At 73.6% G+C, this 20,926-nt stretch carries 18 protein-coding genes and 1 pseudogene; 15 read left to right on the top strand and 4 right to left on the bottom strand.

Going from position 1 to position 20,926, the window contains the following annotated elements; all coding sequences use genetic code 11:
* Nucleotides 1-111 precede the first annotated feature (111 nt).
* Together ACIQ1J_RS28980 and ACIQ1J_RS28975 are read left to right on the top strand one after the other, a co-directional pair.
* A complete protein-coding gene (locus ACIQ1J_RS28980; RefSeq protein ID WP_403561376.1) occupies nt 112-804 on the top strand; it encodes a vancomycin high temperature exclusion protein in 693 nt (230 codons plus the stop codon).
* A gap of 103 nt (nt 805-907) precedes the next feature.
* Complete coding sequence (locus ACIQ1J_RS28975) at nt 908-3,385, top strand: molybdopterin oxidoreductase family protein (protein WP_403561374.1); 2,478 nt, start codon at nt 908-910, stop codon at nt 3,383-3,385.
* Nucleotides 3,386-3,388: 3 nt separating this feature from the next.
* Here the strand turns inward: ACIQ1J_RS28975 and ACIQ1J_RS28970 are convergent, their stop codons facing one another.
* Entirely contained in the window at nt 3,389-3,817 is a 429-nt protein-coding gene (locus tag ACIQ1J_RS28970) for a gamma-glutamylcyclotransferase family protein (RefSeq protein WP_403561372.1), read from the bottom strand.
* Nucleotides 3,818-3,968: 151 nt separating this feature from the next.
* Between ACIQ1J_RS28970 and ACIQ1J_RS28965 the strand changes: the two genes are divergently transcribed.
* Complete coding sequence (locus ACIQ1J_RS28965; RefSeq protein ID WP_403561370.1) at nt 3,969-5,615, top strand: M4 family metallopeptidase; 1,647 nt, start codon at nt 3,969-3,971, stop codon at nt 5,613-5,615.
* A 68-nt stretch (nt 5,616-5,683) separates the two neighbouring features.
* Here the strand turns inward: ACIQ1J_RS28965 and ACIQ1J_RS28960 are convergent, their stop codons facing one another.
* A complete protein-coding gene (locus ACIQ1J_RS28960; protein WP_403561368.1) occupies nt 5,684-6,268 on the bottom strand; it encodes an NADPH-dependent FMN reductase in 585 nt (194 codons plus the stop codon).
* Between the two features lie 293 nt (nt 6,269-6,561).
* Here ACIQ1J_RS28960 and ACIQ1J_RS28955 point away from each other — a divergent pair, with 293 nt between their 5' ends.
* The 4 genes and pseudogenes from ACIQ1J_RS28955 (at nt 6,562) to ACIQ1J_RS28940 (ending at nt 9,967) form a co-directional block, all read left to right on the top strand.
* On the top strand, nt 6,562-7,095 hold the full coding sequence (locus ACIQ1J_RS28955; protein WP_403561366.1) for a hypothetical protein: 534 nt from the start codon (nt 6,562-6,564) through the stop codon (nt 7,093-7,095).
* 118 nt (nt 7,096-7,213) lie between these two features.
* Nucleotides 7,214-7,834, top strand: a complete 621-nt coding sequence (locus ACIQ1J_RS28950; RefSeq protein ID WP_403561364.1) for a class F sortase — start codon at nt 7,214-7,216, stop codon at nt 7,832-7,834.
* Nucleotide 7,835: 1 nt separating this feature from the next.
* A pseudogene (locus ACIQ1J_RS28945) lies at nt 7,836-7,997 on the top strand (NAD(P)-dependent oxidoreductase); the annotation flags it as partial.
* 131 nt (nt 7,998-8,128) lie between these two features.
* Nucleotides 8,129-9,967 (top strand): glycoside hydrolase family 3 protein, encoded by a 1,839-nt coding sequence (locus ACIQ1J_RS28940; RefSeq protein WP_403561362.1) that lies wholly within the window; start codon nt 8,129-8,131, stop codon nt 9,965-9,967.
* A gap of 252 nt (nt 9,968-10,219) precedes the next feature.
* On the opposite strand, the gene ACIQ1J_RS28935 is transcribed toward ACIQ1J_RS28940, so the two are convergent.
* Nucleotides 10,220-11,002 (bottom strand): sulfite exporter TauE/SafE family protein, encoded by a 783-nt coding sequence (locus ACIQ1J_RS28935; RefSeq protein WP_403561360.1) that lies wholly within the window; start codon nt 11,000-11,002, stop codon nt 10,220-10,222.
* Nucleotides 11,003-11,202: 200 nt separating this feature from the next.
* Between ACIQ1J_RS28935 and ACIQ1J_RS28930 the strand changes: the two genes are divergently transcribed.
* The 7 genes from ACIQ1J_RS28930 (at nt 11,203) to ACIQ1J_RS28900 (ending at nt 19,235) form a co-directional block, all read left to right on the top strand.
* Nucleotides 11,203-12,438: an NAD(P)/FAD-dependent oxidoreductase gene (locus ACIQ1J_RS28930; RefSeq protein WP_403561358.1), complete on the top strand. Its 1,236-nt coding sequence runs from the start codon at nt 11,203-11,205 to the stop codon at nt 12,436-12,438.
* Entirely contained in the window at nt 12,438-15,062 is a 2,625-nt protein-coding gene (gene nirB, locus ACIQ1J_RS28925) for a nitrite reductase large subunit NirB (RefSeq protein ID WP_403561356.1), read from the top strand. The genes ACIQ1J_RS28930 and nirB overlap by 1 nt, the downstream gene beginning before the upstream one ends.
* Nucleotides 15,059-15,409 (top strand): nitrite reductase small subunit NirD, encoded by a 351-nt coding sequence (nirD, locus tag ACIQ1J_RS28920; protein WP_403561354.1) that lies wholly within the window; start codon nt 15,059-15,061, stop codon nt 15,407-15,409. The genes nirB and nirD overlap by 4 nt, the downstream gene beginning before the upstream one ends.
* Before the next feature lie 48 nt (nt 15,410-15,457).
* Nucleotides 15,458-16,042, top strand: a complete 585-nt coding sequence (locus ACIQ1J_RS28915) for a TetR/AcrR family transcriptional regulator (RefSeq protein WP_403561352.1) — start codon at nt 15,458-15,460, stop codon at nt 16,040-16,042.
* A 76-nt stretch (nt 16,043-16,118) separates the two neighbouring features.
* The gene (locus ACIQ1J_RS28910; RefSeq protein WP_403561350.1) at nt 16,119-16,886 is read left to right on the top strand and encodes an SDR family NAD(P)-dependent oxidoreductase; all 768 of its coding nucleotides are present in this window, start codon (nt 16,119-16,121) and stop codon (nt 16,884-16,886) included.
* Nucleotides 16,887-17,009: 123 nt separating this feature from the next.
* Complete coding sequence (locus ACIQ1J_RS28905) at nt 17,010-17,957, top strand: SMP-30/gluconolactonase/LRE family protein (protein WP_403561348.1); 948 nt, start codon at nt 17,010-17,012, stop codon at nt 17,955-17,957.
* A 123-nt stretch (nt 17,958-18,080) separates the two neighbouring features.
* The gene (locus ACIQ1J_RS28900) at nt 18,081-19,235 is read left to right on the top strand and encodes an alkaline phosphatase PhoX (protein ID WP_403561346.1); all 1,155 of its coding nucleotides are present in this window, start codon (nt 18,081-18,083) and stop codon (nt 19,233-19,235) included.
* A 46-nt stretch (nt 19,236-19,281) separates the two neighbouring features.
* On the opposite strand, the gene ACIQ1J_RS28895 is transcribed toward ACIQ1J_RS28900, so the two are convergent.
* Nucleotides 19,282-20,214 carry an oxidoreductase gene (locus ACIQ1J_RS28895; RefSeq protein ID WP_403561344.1) on the bottom strand — a complete coding sequence of 311 codons (933 nt, stop codon included), beginning with the start codon at nt 20,212-20,214 and terminating at the stop codon, nt 19,282-19,284.
* A 182-nt stretch (nt 20,215-20,396) separates the two neighbouring features.
* On the opposite strand from ACIQ1J_RS28895, the gene ACIQ1J_RS28890 reads away from it, so the two are divergent.
* The gene (locus ACIQ1J_RS28890; RefSeq protein WP_403561342.1) at nt 20,397-20,861 is read left to right on the top strand and encodes an LAETG motif-containing sortase-dependent surface protein; all 465 of its coding nucleotides are present in this window, start codon (nt 20,397-20,399) and stop codon (nt 20,859-20,861) included.
* Nucleotides 20,862-20,926: the final 65 nt, after the last annotated feature.

Genomic DNA, 20,926 nt, shown 5'->3' with positions numbered 1-20,926 from the left:
TTTCCGGCGGTTCACACGGCGCCGGGCACCGCGTGTGAGCGGCCGGTGAACCGGACGGCGCGCCCGGACGTCCCTGGGGTCAGGAGACGATCAGGGAGGGGACCGACACCGATGCGCCGCTGGAGATTTCGCAGACCGCGCCTGCCGCGCACCCGCAAGGGGCGGCGGCGGCTGATCCGGGCGGTGGTCGCCGGGTGCGTGCTGGGGCTGCTGCCGGCCACGTGGCTGCACCTGGTGACCGGCGACCGGCTGCGCACCACGGCCGACGTGCCCCGCACCGAGGTCGCCGTCGTCTTCGGCGCCGGGCTGTGGGAGGGCGAGCCGTCGCCGTACCTCGCGCACCGGCTGGACACGGCGGCCGAGCTGTACCGCGCGGGCCGGATCGAGGTGGTCCTCGTCACCGGTGACAACAGCCGCGAGGAGTACGACGAGCCGGACGCCATGCGCGCGTACCTGGTCCGGCGCGGGGTTCCCGACGGGCGGATCGTCAGCGACTACGCCGGTTTCGACACCTGGGACTCCTGCGTCCGCGCGAAGAAGGTCTTCGGCGTGGACCGGGCGGTCCTGATCAGCCAGGGCTTCCACATCCGGCGCGCGGTGGCGCTGTGCCAGGAGGCGGGGGTGGCCTCGTACGGCGTCGGGGCCGCCGACGTACACGATGTGACCTGGTACTACGGGGGCGCTCGGGAGATCCTCGCGGCGGGGAAGGCGGCGCTGGACGCGGTCTTCGAGCCGGATCCCACCTTCCTCGGGCCGAAGGAGCCGGGGGTGGCGCAGGCCCTGGACCTGGCCGGTGAGCGGTGACCCGCCCCTCACCGCGGCCGGCGGGCCCCGGGGAGGTCACCGTCCCGGCGGCGTAACAAACCGCCGCCCGGTCGCGTAACACGGGCGCCGCACGCTGGACGGCATGCAGAACACCGGCATGCGGGACACCGCCACGCAGCACACCGCCACGCCCACGCACTGCCCGTACTGCGCCCTCCAGTGCGGGATGAACCTGACGCCCGCCGCCGACGGGACCGTCGAGGTGTCCGAGCGCGCCGACTTCCCGGTGAACCGGGGCGCGCTGTGCGGCAAGGGGCGGACGGCGCCGGCGGTGCTGTCGTCCCGGGTGCGGCTGACCTCTCCCTTGGTGCGGTCCGGCGACGGAACGCTGGTGCCGGCCTCGTGGGAGGAGGCGCTGGGGCGGATCGCCGGGAACCTGGCCCGCACGCGGGCGGAGCACGGCGCGGACGCGCTCGGGGTGTTCGGCGGGGGCGGGCTGACCAACGAGAAGGCGTACACGCTGGGGAAGTTCGCCCGGGTGGTGCTGGGCACCTCGCAGATCGACTACAACGGGCGGTTCTGCATGTCGTCGGCGGCGGCGGCCGGTGTGAGGGCGTTCGGTCTCGACCGGGGGCTGCCGTTCCCGCTGGAGGACATTCCGAAGACCGGGTGCGTGATCCTCGTCGGGTCGAACCCGGCGGAGACGATGCCGCCGTCCCTGCGGTACTTCACCGAGCTGCGCGAGAACGGCGGCACGCTGATCGTCGTCGACCCGCGCCGCACGAAGACCGCCGAGCAGGCCGACCTGTACCTGGCACCGAGGCCGGGCACCGACCTGGCCCTCGCGCTGGGCATGCTGCACCTGGTCGTCGCCGAGGGGCGGGTAGACGAGCGGTACGTCGAGGAGCGCACGGCCGGCTGGGAGGACGCGCGGGCGGCGGCGATGGGGCACTGGCCGGAGTACGTGGAGCGGATCACGGGGGTTTCCGTTCCCGAACTGCGGGAGGCGGTGCGGCTGTTCTGCGAGCCGGAGGCGGCGATGGTGCTCACCGCGCGCGGGCCCGAGCAGCAGGCCAAGGGGACGGACACGGTGGGCGCGTGGATCAACCTGTGCCTGGCGACCGGGCGGGCCGGGCGCCCCCTGTCGGGGTACGGCTGCCTGACCGGGCAGGGCAACGGGCAGGGCGGGCGCGAACACGGGCAGAAGGCCGACCAGTTGCCCGGCTACCGCAAGCTGACCGACCCGGCGGCGCGGCTCCACGTCGCCGAGGTGTGGGGTGTGGATCCGGACTCGCTGCCGGGGCCGGGGCGCAGCGCCTACGAGCTGCTGGACGCGCTGGGCACGGACATCAGGTCGCTGCTGCTGATGGGCTCCAACCCGGTGGTGTCGGCGCCCCGCGCGGCCCATGTCGAGGAGCGGCTGCGGTCACTGGACTTCCTGGCCGTGTGCGACGTGGTGCTCTCCGAGACGGCGGCGCTGGCGGACGTGGTGCTGCCGGTGACGCAGTGGGCGGAGGAGACGGGGACCACGACCAGCCTGGAGGGGCGGGTGCTGCTGCGGCGGCGCGCGATCAGTCCGCCGGAGGGGATCCGCAGCGACCTGGAGGTGCTGCACGAACTGGCCGATCGGCTCGGCGTGGAGAAGGGCTTCCCGACCGAGCCCGAGGAGGTCTTCGAGGAGCTGCGCCGGGCGAGCGCGGGCGGTCCGGCGGACTACTCCGGGATCGACTACCGGCGGCTGGCGGAGGAGAACGGGGTGTTCTGGCCGTGCCCGGCGCCGGACGGGACGGACGGAACCGGCGGGACAGACGGCGCGGACGGAGCGGACGGGGCGGACGGGACCGGCGGAACGGACGGGGCGAACGAGACCGGCGGAACGGACGAGTCGGACGGGACCGGCGGGACAGACGGCGCGGACGGGACCGGCTGGACAGACAGGATCGGCGGGACAGGCGGGGCGAACGGGCCTCGCGAGGCTGGCGGGACAGACCGGGCCGGCGGGACCAGCAGGACCAGCAGGACCAGCGGGACAAACGAGACGGACGAGACGGACGAGACGGAGGGGATCGATCGGATGGGCGGGACCGATGGGACGGACGGGACGGGCAAAGCCACCGGGACCGCCGTCCGGCATCCCGGCACCCCTCGTCTCTTCCTCGACCGCTTCGCCACCGACGACGGGCGGGCCAGGTTCGTGACCGTCTCGCACCGTCCGAGCGCCGAGGAGCCGGACGACGAGTACCCGGTGCTGCTGACCACCGGGCGGGTGGTGGCGCAGTACCAGTCGGGCGCGCAGACCCGGCGGGTGGACGAGCTGAACGCCGCCGCGCCCGGCCCCTTCGTGGAGTTGCACCCTCGGCTGGCGGCGCGGCTGGGGGCGGCCGAGGGCGATCCGGTGGCCGTCGTTTCGCGGCGCGGGCGGGCGGTGGCGCCGGCCCGCATCACCACCGGCATCCGGCCCGACACCGTGTTCATGCCGTTCCACTGGGCGGGCGAGGGGCGTGCCAACACCCTGACCAACCCGGCACTCGACCCGACTTCGCGGATGCCGGAGTTCAAGGTGTGCGCGGTTCGGGTGGAAGCGGTGACGGAGGCGGCGGCGCCGGCGGGCACGCCGTAGCGGTCAGCGCACGGGCCAGGTGCCGCCCTCGATCGGTGTGCCCCGGGCCCGCAGCCGTGCGGCGACGGCCGGGGCGGCGACGTACACCCAGGCGCGGACGGGCGCCCCGTCGGCGTCCCGTACGACCGTTCTGGCCACGCGGTCGTACAGGTTGCGCGGGTCGCCCGGCACGTACTCCTCCAGCACGTCCAGGGCGGTGAGCAGGTCGTCGTACGCCTCCGGCCGGGCGGTGACGAGTTCCCCGGCGACCACTGCCCCGGGTCCCCGCGACGCCTGCACGGCGTACGGGTGGCCGGGGCCGGCGTAGAGCACGGCGCCGTGCAGGCGGGCCGGTTCCTCCGCGCGGGAGCGTCCGCGCAGGAAGCGGTCGTGGTGGGGGCCGCCGGGGCGGAGCGTGCCGTAGACGAAGAACGGGAGTCGCGCGGTTTCCACAGAGGGTCATTCTCTCCCCTCATGCCTCTCGTGATCTTCACGGGAGGGCTATGGACATGACATGCCGGGCTCCTTGAATCTGGGTCGACATCAGCGCCGTCCCCCCGCGCTCCCCACGCGCCCCGAAGCGCTCCTCCCCCCAAGGAGTTCGATGAGCCGCCGAATACGGCACGCCCGAGGTCCCCGCCCCGCCACGGCCGGCATCGCCGTCGCCGGCGCGGCCCTCCTGGCGGCCACCCTGGTCCCCGCCGCCCAGGCGGACGACCGGCCGTCCCCCGCCGCCGCCCTCGACAACGCTGCGGCGGCCCTCGTGGACCACGCCACGCGGCTGGGCCTGACCCCGGAGCAGGACACGAAAGTCCGCGACGTCGTCGTCGACGAGGCCGGCACCCAGCACGTCCGCTACGACCGCACCTACCGCGAGATCCCCGTCCTGGGCGGCGACTTCGTCGTCCACCTCGGCCCCGACGGCGACTACCGGGGCGCGAACCGCGCGACGAGTGCCCCGGTCTCCCTCCCCACCGTCACCCCGAGGCTGTCGGCCCCCGAGGCCGCCGACCTGGCCGCGAGCACGCTGCGCGCCGCCAACCCGGGCGAACTGCTGAAGAAGCTGACCGCCAGGCCGGAGCTGGTGGTCGACGCCCTGCACGGCGCCCCGAAGCTGGCCTGGCGCACGGACGCGGCGGCGCTGGACTCCGTCGGCAACCCGGTCGCCCGCACGGTGCTGACCGACGCGCTCACGGGCGGCCGGATCGACGCCTGGGACTCCGTCGAGACGGCGGCGGGCGACGGCACGTCGCTGTACGGCGGCACGGTGCCGCTCGAGACGACGCGGTCGGCGTCGTCGTACCAGCTCAAGGATCCGACGCGCGGTGGCACGTACACCGGTGACGCGGGGAACCGGACCGACCTGTGCCTCCTCACCGTCTGCCTGGTCCGGGCGCCCTCGACGGTGTTCACCGACGCCGACAACCACTGGGGCACGGGGACGGCGGCCGACCGCGCCTCGGCCGCGGTGGACGCGCAGTACGGCACGGACGTCACCTGGGACTACTACAAGGACGTCCACGGGCGCAGCGGCATCGCGGGCGACGGCAAGGGCTCGTACAACCGCGTGCACTACGGGAACGGCTACAACAACGCCTTCTGGGACGACGGTTGTTTCTGCATGACGTACGGCGACGGTGACGGTACGGCCTTCGGCCCGCTGGTCTCCCTGGACGTCGCCGGGCACGAGATGTCGCACGGCGTGACGTCGTCGACGGCGGCGCTGACGTACTCGGGCGAGTCCGGTGGCCTGAACGAGGCGACCTCCGACATCTTCGGCACGCTGGTGGAGTGGCACGCGGGCAACTCCGCCGACGCGGGGGACTACCTGATCGGCGAGAAGGTCGTCCGGGACGGTTTCGGCCGCGACGCCCTGCGCTACATGGACCGGCCCAGCAGGGACGGCAGTTCGGCCGACTGCTGGAGCACCTCGGCGGGCGACCTCGACGTCCACTACTCGTCCGGGATCGCCAACCACTTCGCCTACCTGCTGGCCGAGGGCAGCGGCACGAAGACCGTGGGCGGCGTGAACTACGACTCCCCCACCTGCGACGGCTCCACGGTCGCCGGGATCGGCCGGGACAGGCTGGGCGACATCTGGTACCGGGCGCTGACGGTCTACATGACCTCGTCCACGGACTACGCGGGCGCCCGCACGGCCACCCTGAGCGCGGCCGAGGACCTGTACGGCGCCGACAGCGCGGAGTACGCCGCGGTGGGCGCGGCGTGGAGCGCGGTGAGCGTGGGCTGACCACCAGGCCCCGCCCGCCCCGGGCGCCGGCCGGCATCCTCGCCGTGAGGGTGCCGGCCGGCGTCGTGTCAGGCGTCGTACGGCCGCTTCTCCTTCGCCTCCCGCAGGGCGCGCCCCCACCACACCAGCTGGTCCAGCATCGTCTTCGCCGCCGCGTCCGGTCCCGACGGGTCCCTGAGCGCGCCCTCGTCGTCGAACGACGCGCCCGCGTTGTGGAAGGACACGGTGTCGCGGACGGTGACGGCGTGCAGCTCGGCGAAGACCTGGCGCAGGTGCTCCGACGCACGCAGGCCGCCGGCCAGACCGCCGTACGAGACGAGGCCGACGGGCTTGGCCCGCCACTCGTTGAAGTGCCAGTCGATGACGTTCTTCAGGCCCGCCGGGAACGAGTGGTTGTACTCGGGCGTGAGCACGACGAACGCGTCGGCGCCCGCCAGTCCGGGGGTGATCTCCGCCAGCGCGGCGGTGGCCTCCGGGGTCGGGGCGAAGGTCGTGGGCAGGTCGGTCGCGGCGACGTCCACCACCTCCGGGACCAGGTCGTCGTGGGCCCGGAGACGGCCCAGGAGCCAGTCGGCGACGACGGGGCCGAAGCGGCCGTGGCGGTTGCTGCCGACGAGCAGGGTCACATGGAGCGGAGCGGTCGTTGTGTTCATGTGTCACAGCCTGATACCTCGACTTTGCTTGAGGTCAAGTCGCGGCCTCGGCGGGACCCTCCTCAAGGCACCGGTCACCCGTTCACACCCGCGCCGCTCGCCCTTCGGGATCTGTTCCGGCGCACCCCCACCGCACGCCGGTGACCTGGTGAAACGGCGTCCCGGGTGGGCCCGCCGGGGCCGCGGCCGACACCCGTTCATCCCATTTGCGGCGCATCTTCGGGGAGCGGGGCGCGTCCGGTGCGACTTTCCTCGGTAGGGCAGGGGCCACCGAAGAGCTCAAAGGAGCACCGATGCGACGTACCGCCCGCCTGCTGACCGGTACCGCGCTCGCCGTCGCGGCCGTCGGCCTCGCCGTCCCGGCGCCCGCGTATGCCGGGGAGCCCGCAGCGACCGGTGGACTGGAGGTGTACCCGTCCTCGGTCGTGCCGGGCGAGCCGGCCATGGTGAGCACGGCGGCGTGCGGCGCGGGCGGTTCGGCGGCGGGTGACGCCAGCGCGGTGGGCGCCGGCGCGTTCCCGCTGGCGCCGGGCACGGACGGGAGCGAGTCGGTGGGCCGGTTCGAGGTGCCGCCCAGCGCCCAGCCGGGGACGTACGAGATCGTCGCGACCTGCGGTGGAAGCGGCCTGCGGGTGGCGGGCGACCTGGTGGTCACACTGACCTCGGCCCGTGAGCAGGTGTATCCCAAAGGAAGCGTGAAGACGGGGGTCGGCGGCGCTCTTGGCCCCGACCCCGTGCAGACCGCGGCCGGTGTGACGGCTCTGGCCGTCGCCGCCGCGGGCGGTACCTGGCTCCTGCATCGCCGGGCGAGAGGCGACGGGATGTGACGGGCACCCTCCGCTGCCCGTCCGCCGGTACCGCACTTCCCCACCCCCTCCGGGTCCGACGCCCCTCGCGGCCCGGAGGGGGCAGGGCCCGCAGAGGAACCCCAGGGAGAGGGACGTCATGCGCAGGGTCGGCAACACCGCGATAGCGGCCGTCACCGCGGTCGCCCTGTGCGCCGGGGCGTGGCTGCTGGTCGGCGGCGCCCGGGCCGAGGCCCCGCCCCAGCCGTCGGCCGCGCAGGCCCGCACCGGGCAGACCGGCGAGGCCGCCGCGGCGCCCGCGCTGCCGCCCTCGCCGCCGGACCGCGTCCGCATCCCGGCGATCGGCGTGGCCGCCCCGATGACGGGCCTCGGCCTGACGCCGTCCGGCAGCCTGGACGTGCCGCCCGCCGAGGAGGAGAACCTGGCCGGCTGGTACGAGGCCGGCACCACCCCGGGCGAGACGGGCACCGCGATCGTCGCCGGGCACGTCGACAACGCCCAGGGCCCCGCCGTCTTCTACCGCCTCGGCGCCCTGGAGAAGGGCGCCACGATCGAGGTCGACCGGCGCGACGGCGGGGTCGCGGTGTTCACGGTCGACGCGGTGGAGGTGTACGCCGCGAAGGACTTCCCCGACCAGCGGGTGTACGGCGCGGCGAACCGGCCCGAGCTGCGCGTCATCACCTGCGGCGGCGACTACTCACGCAGTACCGGATACCAGGGGAACGTGGTCGTCTTCGCGCACCTCACCGGCAGCCGGTGAGCCGTTCAGCCTGCGCACGGCCGAGGAGCAGCGGGTGAGCGCGGAGCTGCTGACGCCGTACACGGCGCTCATGGAGCGGTGGCTCGCCGGGGGGCACGGGGACGAGGACACGACCGGGATGGTGGAGCTGCTGGATCTGCGGCGAGGCCCGGCGAAGGCCTAGCCCTCCTGTCCAGTCCTTTTGTCTAGACCTATTGCCCCGCCATGCTCCGCGGGCTACCTTTCCCGCAGTTCGGAGTACTGCACATTTCCTTCGATTCCCTTGATGGGCACGGCTGGAAGGAGCATGTCCGCATGCAGGACCGGAGTCTGTCCAGACGAACCGTTCTCGCCTCCGCGACCGTGGTCGCCGCGAGCGCGACGGGCGTCGTGGGTGTGACGGCCACCCCCGCGGTCGCGCACAGGCGCGACCACCGCCTCAAGAGGATCATCTCCAGGATGAGCGTCGAGGCGAAGGTCGGCCAGCTGTTCGTACCGTACTTCTACGGTACGTCGGCGACTTCTCCCAGCCAGTTCGACCAGGACCGCAACCTCAGGGAGCTCGGCGTCCGCACCGTGGCCGAGCTCATCGCCAAGTACCACATCGGCGGTGTCATCTACTTCTCCGGCTGGGCCAACAACATCCAGGACCCCCGCCAGATCGCGGACCTGACGAACGGTGTGCAGCGGGCCTCGCTCTCGCTGCCCACCCCCATCCCCTCCCTGATCTCCATCGACCAGGAGCACGGGGCCAACGTGCGCATCGGCAGCGGCGTCACCCAGCTGCCGGGCGCGATGGCGCTCGGCGCGGGCCGCTCGCTCTCCGACGCGCGCACCGCCGGACGGATATCGGGCACCGAACTCGCCGCCCTGGGCATCCATCAGAACTTCGCCCCGGTCGCCGACGTCAACGTCAATCCGGCCAACCCCATCATCAACGTCCGCTCCTTCGGCGCCGACGCCCGCGAGGTCGGTCGCATGGTGGCGGCACAGGTGACGGGCTACCAGCGGGCCGGCGTCGTGGCCTGCGCCAAGCACTTCCCGGGCCACGGGGACACCGCGCAGGACAGCCACACCGGACTGCCCGTGATCACCCACACCCGCGAGGAGTGGGACCGCGTCGACGCCCCGCCCTTCAAGGCCGCGATCGCCGCCGGCGTCGACTCGATCATGACCGCGCACCTCCAGGTCCCCGCGCTCGACCCCAGCAACGAACCGGCCACCCTGTCGCCCACGATCCTCCAGGGCGTGCTGCGCGACGAACTCGGTTTCGACGGCGTGATCGTCACCGACGCCCTCAACATGCAGGGGGTGCGAACCAAGTACGGCGACGACCGCGTGCCCGTCCTCGCCCTCAAGGCCGGCGCCGACCAACTGCTGTTCCCGCCCGACATCGACGTCGCCTACAACGGCGTCCTGGCCGCCGTCCGCGGCGGGGAGATCACCGCGGGCCGGCTCGACGAATCCGTCCTGCGCATCCTGCGGATCAAGGACAAGGCCGGACTGCTCGACGGCAGCCCCTACGTCTCCCAAAAGGTGGTCGACCGGGTCGTCGGCGCCCGCGGGCACCGGCTCGCCGCCGCCCGGATCGCCGAGCGCACCACCACCCTGCTGGTCAACGAGGACGAGACGCTCCCGCTGCGCCGCGGGCAGCGGAAACTGCTCGTGGTCGGCGCCGACCCGGCGTTCCCGACCGACGGCACCCGCACCACGGTGCCCGAGCTGGCCCGGGCGTTCGACGAACTGGGCTACCGGACCACCCACCTCGCCACCGGCCGGGCGCCCGACGCGGCGAAGATCGACGAGGCCGTGGCCGCCGCACGGGGACGGGACGCGGTGGTGGTCACCACCGACAACGTCGGCGCCACCAGCGCCCAGCGCACCCTGGTGTCCCGGCTGCTCGCGACGGGCGTCCCCGTCGTCCACCTCGCGGTCCGCAACCCCTACGACATCGCCCACCTCGGCGGCGTCCCGGCCTCACTGGTCTCCTACTGCTGGACCGAGGTCGAGCTGCGCGCCGCGGCCCGGGTGATCGCCGGCCGGGTCGAGCCGCGCGGCAAGCTGCCCGTGCCCATCCAGCGGGCCGACGACCCGGCCGAGATCCTCTTCCCCTCCGGGCACGGCCTGTCGTACGGCCACGCCTCCGCCCGCTAGGATCTGCCGTTCGGATCAGGCCGGCCGGGAGAGACCGCGGCTCTCGGCCCGCCCGAGCGGGGCGTGGTGCGTGCGGCCGCAAGGCGGAGGAGGGCGACGGGGCGGAGCCCCGGCAACCGACGACAACGCCGCAGATGTACGTGCCACGCCCGGCAGATGTACGTGCCACGCCCGGCAGATGTACGTGCCACGCCCGGCAGATGTGCGTGCCACGCCCCGCGACGCCGGCATGATCCGAACGGCAGGCCCTGGCTAGGCCACCCACTGCTCGTAGGCCAGGTTCGCCACCAGCGCGAAGACCACCGTCAGCAGGACGACGCGGACGAAGCCGCTGCCCTTCTTGAGGGCGGTGTGCGCGCCGAACATGCCGCCGGCGAGGTTGAAGACGGCCATCAGGCCGGCCAGCTGCCACAGCACGGCGCCCTGCCAGGCGAAGGTGGCGAGGGCGCCCGCGTTGGTGCAGCAGTTGACGATCTTCGCCGTGGCGGAGGCGGTCACCAGGTCCAGGTGGAGGAGTGCGGTGAGGGCCAGGACCAGGAAAGTCCCCGTGCCCGGGCCGACGAGGCCGTCGTAGAAGCCGATGCCGAGACCCGCGAGGCCGATCGCGGCGAAGATCCGGCGGCGGGTGGCCGGGCCGGTGGCGGGGGCGGTGCCGAAGGCGGGGCGGAGGATCACGAAGGCCGCGACCGCGAGCAGCACCACCATGATCACCGGCTTGAGCACCTCGGTGCTCATCCCGGCCGCCAGGAACGCCCCGCCCGACGATCCGGCCAGCGCCGCGAGGCCGATGCGGACGGCCGTGCGGACGTCCACGGGCGCCTTCCGGGCGTAGGTCGCCGCCGCTCCGGTGGTGCCGACGATGGCGACCGCCTTGTTGGTGCCCAGCGCGTGCGCGGCCGGGGTGCCGGCGGGCAGCCCGAGCAGCAGCGCCGGGAGCAGCAGGAGTCCGCCACCACCGACCACGGCGTCGATCCAGCCGGCCGCGAGGGCTGCGAGGCAGAGCAGGACGACCGTGGTCAGCGCTATGTCGGGCATGATCGCGAGCTTATGGACGGTATGGATGTGCCGTCCATCGAGATGAGGGTCTGCTGAGGTTGCCCGCCTGGTGCGAAGGGCCGTGCGAGGGGCCTGCCCGCGTCCCTCACACCCGCCCCCCGTCCCCGCTGAGGGCAGCGTTCCCCGCGGGAAACAGACGCGATGCCACCGGGTAACACCCGCACCGCACGCTCGTTGCCATGACCTCGAATACGCGTGTGGTGGTGATCGGCGCCGGACTCGCGGGCGTGACGCTCGCCCGGCGGCTCGGTGAGCTGGGCACGCCCGCGCTGCTGGTCGGCGACGAGGAACACCGCCCGTACAACCGGGTACTGCTCGCCGAGGTGCTGGCCGGCCGGTACAGCCCCGAGGTGATCGCCCTGCCGGCGCCCGGGCTGCTGCGCGGCCGGGTCACCGGCGTCGACCGGGCCGGACGGACGGTCCGGTGCGCCGACGGCTCGGTGATCGCGTACGACACGCTGGTCATGGCCACCGGCTCCAACGCCGTACTGCCACCCCTGCGCGGCCTGTTCACCGCGGACCGCCAACTGCCCGAGGGCGTGCACGCGTTCCGGACGATGGACGACTGCCTGGGGCTGTCCAAGGCGGTACGGCCGGGGGTGCGGGCGGTCGTCATCGGCGGCGGGCTGCTCGGCGTCTCCGCCGCCCGCGCGCTGGCCGTGCGCGGCGCGCAGGTCGTCCTCGCCCAGCAGTCCGAGCGGCTCATGGAACGCCAACTCGACCCGGCCGCCTCCGCGCTCGTGCGGCGGCATCTGGAGGACCTCGGCGTCGAGGTGCACACCGAGTGCCGGGTACGCGACGTGCGCAGCGTCGGCGGGGCGGTGCGGTCGGTGGAGATGGCCGACGGGTACGCGCTCGGCGCCGACCTGGTCGTCCTCGCCTGCGGGGTCCGGCCGCGCGTCGGCCTCGCGCAGGCGGCGGGGCTGGAGGTCGCCAAGGGCGTGGTCGTCGACGACGAGCTGCGCACCTCCGACCCGCACATTCGCGCCGTCGGGGACTGCGCCCAGCACGCGGGACGCGTGTACGGGCTGGCCGCGCCCGCCCTCGAACAGGCCGGCGCGCTCGCCGAGCTGCTCGCCGCGGGCGACACGGCCGCCCGCTACACCGGCACCCGGTCCCTGACCCGGCTCACCCTCACCGGGCCCGGCAGCCCCTTCGGGCCCGACAGCCCCTTCGACCTCGCCGCGTTCGGCGAGACCGACCCCCGCCCCGGCGACGACGTCGTGCAGCTCGCCGACGCCACCCGCGGCACCTACCGCAAGGTCGTCGTCCGCGACGACCGGCTGGTCGGCGGGGTCCTGGTCGGCGAACTCGGCACCGTCGGCGCGCTGGCGCGCGCCTGGGAGGGAGCAGAGCCGCTCCCGTCCGACGGCGGCCCCCTGCTCCACCTGCTCACCAATGACGGAGGCTCCTGATGACCGCCACCCCGGGGCCCACCCCCACCATCGTGCTCGTCGGCCACGGCATGGTCGGCCAGCGCTTCCTCGAAGCACTCGCGGAGCGCGGGCTGACCGCCACGCACCGCGTGGTCGTGCTGTGCGAGGAGCCGCGCCCCGCCTACGACCGCGTCCAGCTCACCTCGTACTTCTCGGGCAGGACCCCCGACGACCTGTCGATGACCGACCTGGCCTTCATCGACGAGCACGGCATCGAGCTGCGCGTCGGCGACCCCGCGGTGACCGTCGACCGGGACGCGCGCAAGGTGACCGCCCGCTCCGGGCTGGTCGTCGACTACGACGTCCTCGTGCTCGCCACCGGCTCCTACCCCTTCGTCCCGCCGGTCCCCGGCAAGGACGCCGAGGGCTGCTTCGTCTACCGGACGATCGAGGACCTGCTCGCCATCGAGGAGTACGCGAAGACCGCGACGACCGGCGCGGTGGTCGGCGGCGGACTCCTCGGCCTGGAGGCGGCCGGTGCGCTCAAGGGCCTCGGGCTCACCTCGCACATCGTGGAGTTCGCGCCCCGCCTGATGCCCGTCCAGGTCGACGAGGGCGGCGGCGCCGCGCTGCTGCGCACCATCGAGGGCATGGGCCTGTCCGTCCACACGGGCGTCGGCACGCAGGAGATCCTGGTCGACGACGCGTCGGGCACCGTCACCGGCATGAAGCTGTCCGACGGTTCCGAACTCGCCACCGACCTGGTGGTCTTCAGCGCCGGTGTCCGCCCCCGCGACCAACTGGCCCGCGACTGCGGACTGACGGTCGGCGAGCGCGGCGGCATCAGCGTCGACGAGCAGTGCCGCACGGTCACCGACGCGCACGTGTTCGCGATCGGCGAGTGCGCGCTGGCGTCCGACGGGCGGGTGTACGGGCTGGTGGCGCCCGGTTACGAGCAGGCCGAGACGGCCGCCGCGACGATCGCCGCCGACGAGGCGTCCTTCACCGGCGCCGACCTGTCCACCAAGCTGAAGCTGCTCGGCGTGGACGTGGCGTCCTTCGGCGACGCGCACGGCACCGCCGAGGACTGCCTGGACGTCGTCTACTCCGACTCCCGCGCGGGCCTCTACAAGAAGCTGGTCGTCGGCCGCGACGGCACGCTGCTCGGCGGCATCCTGGTCGGCGACGCGGAGGCGTACGGCACGCTGCGCGCCTTCACCGGGTCCGTTCCGCCGGTCTCCCCCGAGTCCCTCGTGCTGCCGGCGGGCGCCGGCGCCCCGGCCCAGCTGGGCCCGTCCGCGCTCCCCGACGACGCGGTGATCTGCTCCTGCCACAACGTCAGCAAGGGCGCGATCCGCGGCGCGGTGACGGAGCACTCCTGCACGACCGTGCCCGAGGTGAAGAAGTGCACCAAGGCCGGCACCGGCTGCGGCTCCTGCGTCAAGGTGCTCGGCCAGCTGGTCACCGCCGAGCTGGAGGCGAGCGGCGTCGAGGTCGACAAGGGCCTGTGCGGCTGCTTCGCCCGGACCCGCGAGGAACTGTACGAGATCGTCCGCGCCCTGCGGATCACCTCCTACCGCGAGCTGCTGGACCGGCACGGCCGGGAGGACGCCCGGGGCGGTGACGGCTGCGAGGTCTGCAAGCCGGCGGTCGGCTCGATCATCGCCTCCCTCGCCCCGGCGATCGGCGCCAGCGGCTACGTCCTGGAGGGCGAGCAGGCGGCCCTCCAGGACACCAACGACCACTTCCTGGCCAATCTCCAGAAGAACGGCTCGTACTCCGTCGTCCCGCGCATCCCCGGCGGCGAGATCGCCCCCGAGAAACTGATCGTCATCGGCGAGATCGCCCGGGACTTCGGGCTCTACACGAAGATCACCGGCGGTCAGCGCATCGACATGTTCGGCGCCCGCGTCGAACAGCTGCCGGTGATCTGGGCCCGGCTGGTGGACGCCGGCTTCGAGTCCGGGCACGCGTACGGGAAGTCGCTGCGCACGGTGAAGTCCTGCGTCGGCCAGACCTGGTGCCGCTACGGCGTCCAGGACTCCGTGCGCATGGCGATCGACCTGGAGCTGCGCTACCGGGGCCTGCGCTCCCCGCACAAGCTGAAGTCGGCGGTCTCCGGGTGCGCCCGCGAGTGCGCCGAGGCCCAGTCCAAGGACTTCGGCGTGATCGCCACGTCCAACGGCTGGAACCTCTACGTCGGCGGCAACGGCGGCGCCACCCCGCGCCACGCGGACCTGCTCGCGCAGGACCTCTCCGACGCCGAACTGGTGCGTCTCATCGACCGGTTCCTGATGTTCTACATCCGCACCGCCGACAAGCTGGAGCGCACCTCCACCTGGCTGGAGCGCATCCCCGGCGGCCTGGACCACGTACGGGACGTCGTCGTGCACGACTCGCTCGGCATCTGCGACGAGCTGGAGTCCCTGATGCGCGCCCACGTCTCGCACTACCGCGACGAGTGGGCCGAGACCATCAACGACCCCGAGAAGCTGGCCCGGTTCGTGTCCTTCGTGAACGCGCCCGACACCCCCGACCCGGTCGTGGGCTTCGTGCCCGAGCGCGACCAGATGAAGCCCGACCTGCCGCTGCTGAGCATCGGCCTGCGGCGCACCGGGGAAGACCTCGAGAACGACCTCCTGGAAGGAAGCACCCGGCGATGACCCTGGCACCCGAGACGACCGACCTGAAGGTACGCCTGCGCCTGACGGACGACTGGTTCACGGCCTGCGACCTCGGCGCCCTGCTCCCGGGCCGGGGCGTCGCGGCCCTGCTGCCGGACGGCGGCCAGGTGGCCCTGTTCCGCGACCGGGGCGGCGAGCTGTACGCCATCGACAACCGGGACCCGTTCACCGGCGCGGCGGTCCTCTCCCGCGGCCTGACCGGCACCCACCGGGGCCGCCCCTTCGTCGCCTCCCCGCTGCTCAAGCAGCGCTTCGACCTGACGACCGGTCAGTGCCTGGACGACGAGGCGGTGCGGGTGGAGACGTACGAGGTGAAGGCGGCCTGAGACCACCATTCTTGACTGATCGTTTCAGATAGGTCTAGGCTGCGACGCGTGGCCAGGACCAAGGAGTTCGATCCGGACGCCGCACTGCGGGCAGCCCTGGAGCTGTTCTGGCGGCGCGGCTACGAGGCGACGTCGATGGCCGACCTCGTCGGGCATCTCGGCATCGGGCGCGCCAGTATCTACGCGACCTTCGGCAACAAGCACGAGCTGTACCTGAAGGCGCTGGAGCGCTACGAGCAAGGACTGCTCCCGGACCTGCTGACGGAACTCGCCCGGCCGGGCCCGGCCCTGCCGGGCGTACGGTCCCTGGTGCGCCGCTACGCCGCCGAGGCGGCCGCCGAGGAGCTGCGGGAACGCGGCTGCTTCGTCACGAACACCGCGGCCGAGCTGGCCCCGCACGACCCGGTCGCCGCGCGGCGGGTCGAGCGCAACTGGGACCAGCTGGAGACCGTGCTGCACTCGACGCTGGCCCGGGCCCGCGCCCAGGGCGAACTGCCCGCCGGCCGCGACCCGCTGACCCTCGCCCGCATGCTGCTGGTACTGCTCCAGGGGCTGCGGGTGGTCGGAAAGGCGTCGCCGGACCCGGCCCGGGTGCGGGACGCGGCGGAACAGGCGCTCGCGCTGCTCGACTGAGGCACCGGCCCCCTCTGCGGAGGGGCATTTCGCCGACCTCATAATGAAACGATCGGTCAAGAAAAAGGGGAGATTCATGACCACCCAGCGCTTCACCGACAGGACCGCCCTCGTCACCGGGGCGGGCTCCGGCATCGGGCGGGCCGTCGCCCTGGCCCTCGCCGCCGAGGGCGCGCACGTCGTCGTCACCGGGCGCGGGCGGAAGCCGCTCGACGAGACCGTGGCCCTGATCGAGGCGGCCGGCGGCAAGGCACTGGCCGTCACCGCCGACGTCTCCCGTGCCGCCGACGTACGGAGCGTCGTGGACGCCGCCGTCGGTCACTTCGGCTCCCTCGACGTGGCCGTCAACAACGCGGGCGTCTTCCGCGGCGGAGTCGCCGTGGCCGATCTGCCCGGGGAGGACTGGCACACGCAACTCGACATCAACGTCACCGGCGTCTTCCTCGCCCTCCAGGCACAGGTCCGCCGGATGCGCACCCAGCCGGGCGGCGGCGCGATCGTGAACATCGCCTCCACCTTCGGTGCGCACAAGCGCAGCCCGGGCGCCACCGCCTACGCGGCCACCAAGGCGGCCGTCTCGGCGCTCACGCGGGGCGCCGCCCTGGACCACATCGGGGAAGGGGTCCGCATCAACGCCGTCAGCCCGGGCGCCACGGCGACCTCCATGTCCCTGCAGCCCGGCGAGACGGAGGCGGGGCGGGCGGAGCGGATGCGGAGCGAGACGCCGCTCGGCCGGGTCTCGGCGGTGTCGGAGGTCGCGGCGGCGGTGCTGTACCTGGCGTCGGACGACGCGGCGTCGGTGGTGGGCACCGACCTGGTGGTGGACGGCGGGCAGACGGCCTGACGTTCCCCCCGGGCCTCTGTCGGGACGGCTGTCGGTTTCCTGCCAAACCCGGCCGGCGCCTCGAAATCGCCTCGGTCGTCGGCTTTCATCGAGTCCCATGCCCTTCTCCTGCGGAGGCCCGCCATGACTCGTAACGACTTCCGGCCGTCCCGGCGCGCATGGCTCGGCGGTGCCGCGGGCGCCGCGTTGGCGGTGGCCGCCGGCACCGGCTCGGCCGAGGCCGCCGCCACCAGGGCCACCTGGCCGACCCGGTTCCCGCTTCCCGACGGCTGGCTGCCCGAGGGCATCACCATCGGGCGCGGGCCGTACGCCTACCTGGGTTCGCGCGCCAACGGCGCCGTCTACCGCGCCGACCTGCGCACCGGCGAGGGCCGCGTCGTCCACGAGGGCGGCACGGGCCTCGCCGCCATCGGCCTGAAGCTGGACCACGGCGGCCTGCTGTACGTCGCCGGGGGCGGCGGCGGAACCGCGCGGATCGTCGACGCCCGCACCGGCAGGCTGCTGCGCACCCACCAACTCACGGAAACGAGCGGCCACTTCGTCAACGACGTGATGCTGCTCGGCGACCGCGCCTGGTTCACCGATTCGTACGGGCCCGTCCTCTACGGCGTCCCGCGCGGCCGGCGCGGCGGCGTGCGCGCCCTCCCGCTGACCGGCGACTGGGAGCAGACGCCGGACGTCATCAACGCCAACGGCGTCGTCGCCACCCCCGACGGGCGGGGCCTGATCGTCGTCAGGAGCACCCCGGGCGAGCTGTACCGCGTCAGCCTCCGAACCGGCCGCGCCACCCGGATCACCCTGGTCGGCGCGGACGACGTCGTCAACGGCGACGGCCTGGTCCGCGTCGGCCGCACGCTGTACGTCGTGCAGAACCGGCTCGATCTGGTCAGCGTGTGGGACCTGGACGCGCGCGCCGGTACGGCCACCCTGCGCCGCACGATCACCGACCCCCGCTTCGACGTTCCGGCGACCGCCGCCCGTTTCGGCGACCGCCTCTACCTCGTCAACGCGCGCTTCACCAGCCCGCAGACGCCCGGGACGACGTTCACGGCGGTGGCGGTGGACCGCTGAGAGGGCGCCGCCCGGCCGTCACTGATTGTCCATGGGCTGTCAACCGAGCGGCCCTAGGGTCCGTAGCCGCACGTTCCCGCCGCCGCCCGGCGGCGGGGCCGGTCATGACCCCCGGAGGCAGCAGTGGAACGTCGTACCCTCCTGCGCACGGCCATCGTCGGCGGCTCGGCCGTCCTCGGCGGAACCCTGTGGCGCGGTGCCGCGTACGCCGCGCCCGCCCAGCCCGGCAGCGGCCCGTACGGGGCGCTCGGCGCGCCCGACGCCAACGGCATCAGGCTGCCCGCCGGCTTCACGAGCAGGGTGATCGCCCGCTCGGGCCAGAAGGTCGCGGGCACCTCGTACACCTGGCACAACGCGCCGGACGGCGGCGCCTGCTACGCGGACGGAACCGGCTGGATCTACGTCTCCAACTCGGAGATCAACCCCTCCGGCGGCGCGAGCGCGGTGCGGTTCTCGTCCACCGGGGCGGTCACGTCGGCGTACCGCGTTCTGTCCGGCACCCGGCAGAACTGCGCGGGCGGCCGGACCCCGTGGAACACCTGGCTGTCCTGCGAGGAGGTGGACCGGGGCTACGTCTACGAGACCGACCCGTGGGGCGTGAAGGCCGCGGTGCGGCGGGATGCCATGGGCCGCTTCAAGCACGAGGCGGCGGCGGCCGACCCGGTGCGCAAGGTCGTGTACCTGACGGAGGACGTGAGCGACGGCTGCTTCTACCGCTTCCGCCCGACGACCTGGGGCGACCTGTCCTCCGGCACCCTGGAAGTGCTGGTCGCGGGCTCGTCCACCGGCGGGCCGGTGACCTGGGCGAGGGTTCCCGACCCGTCCGGCGCCACGGCCACCCGCCGCCAGGTCTCCGGCGCCAAGCGGTTCAACGGCGGCGAGGGCTGCTACTACGCCGACGACACCTGCTGGTTCACCACCAAGGGCGACAACCGCGTCTGGCAGTACAACGCGGCCGCCCAGACCATCGAACTGGCCTACGACGACTCCCTGGTGACGTCCGGCACGGCCCCGCTGACCGGCGTGGACAACGTCACCGGCAGCTCCTCCGGCGACCTCTTCGTGGCCGAGGACGGCGGCAACATGGAGATCTGCGTGATCACGCCGAGCGACGTGATCGCCCCCTTCCTGCGCGTCGACGGCCAGTCGGGCTCGGAGATCACGGGCCCGGCGTTCTCGCCCGACGGCACGCGCCTGTACTTCTCCAGCCAGCGGGGGACGAGCGGGAGTTCCTCCGGCGGGATCACGTACGAGGTGCGCGGGCCGTTCCGGGCGTAGCCCGCAACGTGGCCCGGCCGCCGTCGCGGCGGCCGGGTGCGCGCGCTCAGGCGCCCAGCGCCTCGTAGGTGACGCCCGTGAGCCGCTCGGAGGCGGCCCACAGTCGCTCCCCCATCGCGTCGTCGGTGGTCCAGGGCGCCCGCCAGGACGGTGCGGGCGTCCCGCGCCACATCGCGAAGGACGGGCCGGTGAAGGAGTCGGAGGGGACGCCGGGCGCGGTCGCCGCGTACAGGACGGGCAGCGCGCCCGCCTCGGCGGGCTGGGCGACGACCCGGTTGGCGAGCCCGATCAGCCGCTCGGCGAGCCGGCGTCCCTCGGCCCGGGGACCGGCGCTGTGGAGGTTGGTCTCCGCGTATCCCGGGTGGGCGGCGATCGCGCGCACGTCCGAAGCACCGTCCCGTGCCGCGAGCCGCCGCGCCAGTTCGTGGGTGAAGAGCAGGTTGGCGGACTTGGAACGGGCATAGGCGGTCCAGCGCCCGTACCGCCGTACGTTGTTGAGGTCGCGCGGATCGATGTTGGCCAGCGCGTGCAGGACGCTGGAGACGGTCACGATCCGCGCGCCCGGCGTGGCGAGCAGGGTCGGCAGCAGCAGCCCGGTGAGCGCGAAGTGGCCCAGGTGGTTGACGCCGAACTGGGTTTCGAAGCCGTCCGTCGTCGTCCCGTAGGGCAGCGCCATCACCCCGGCGTTGTTGACGAGGAGATCGACCCGGTCGTACGGCAGCCCGTACGCGAACTCCCGGACCGAGGCCAGGTCCCCGAGGTCCAGCCGCGCCGGTTCCGCGGCGGCGTCCGGCACCTCGCCGACGAGGCGTGCCACGGCCTCGCTCCCCCGCCGCTCGCTGCGGCAGGCGAGGACCACGCTCGCCCCCTTGCGCGCCAGCTCCCGGGCCACGATGTAGCCGAGGCCGCTGTTGGCGCCGGTGACGACGGCGACGCGCCCGTCCAGGCCGGGCATGTCGCCCACGTTCCAGCCGGTCATCCACGGCTCCTTCCCTGGTCGGACCGGACTCACCGTACGCGTCGCGCGGCCCGGAGCGGAGAGCTACCGTCCGGTCACGTCACGTTCGCATCACGAGTCCTCCATAACGCCACCACATCTGCTGCACCTCAATACGTTCGTCACCTCATATCCACCCATCCGCACCGTTCCCGGGACTCTTGATGAACCTGCTCCGCAAGCCCGTCGCCGTGGCCGTCGCCGCGCTCGCCCTCGCCGCCCTGCCGACCGCCGCCCAGGCGCACGAAGGCACCCACCCCTTCGAGAACTGCACCGAGGCGTACGACGCCGGTTACGCCAACATCGAGAAGGGTGACAAGCACTACGGCGAGCACCTGGACCGCGACAAGGACGGCGTCGGCTGCGACCAGCCGCCCGCCGACTTCGTGCCCGCCGGCGACAAGGACACCGACGACGGGGCCGGCTCCGGGGACTCCGGGAAGGACGCGAACTCCGGGAACGGCGACGCCGGCGCGGAGGAGGCCGCCGGGCAGCAGGGCACCGACCTGGCCGAGACCGGCGGCGACGACGCCACGCCGTACCTCGCGGCGGGCGGGGCGGTCGTCGTCCTCGCCGGCGGCGGACTGCTGCTGGCCGCGCGGCGGCGCCGGAGCGACGGCGCCGGCTGACGGGCGCCCACGGCCGCCGGCGGCCCGTTCGCCGGCGGCCCGTCCACCGGCGGCCCGTCCACCGG

The organism is Streptomyces sp. NPDC097107, from assembly GCF_044762405.1.
In the GTDB taxonomy this organism is placed as follows: domain Bacteria; phylum Actinomycetota; class Actinomycetes; order Streptomycetales; family Streptomycetaceae; genus Streptomyces; species Streptomyces thinghirensis.
The sequence above is the reverse complement of the archived record's forward strand: the minus strand, read 5'-3'. Positions and strand labels throughout refer to the sequence as shown.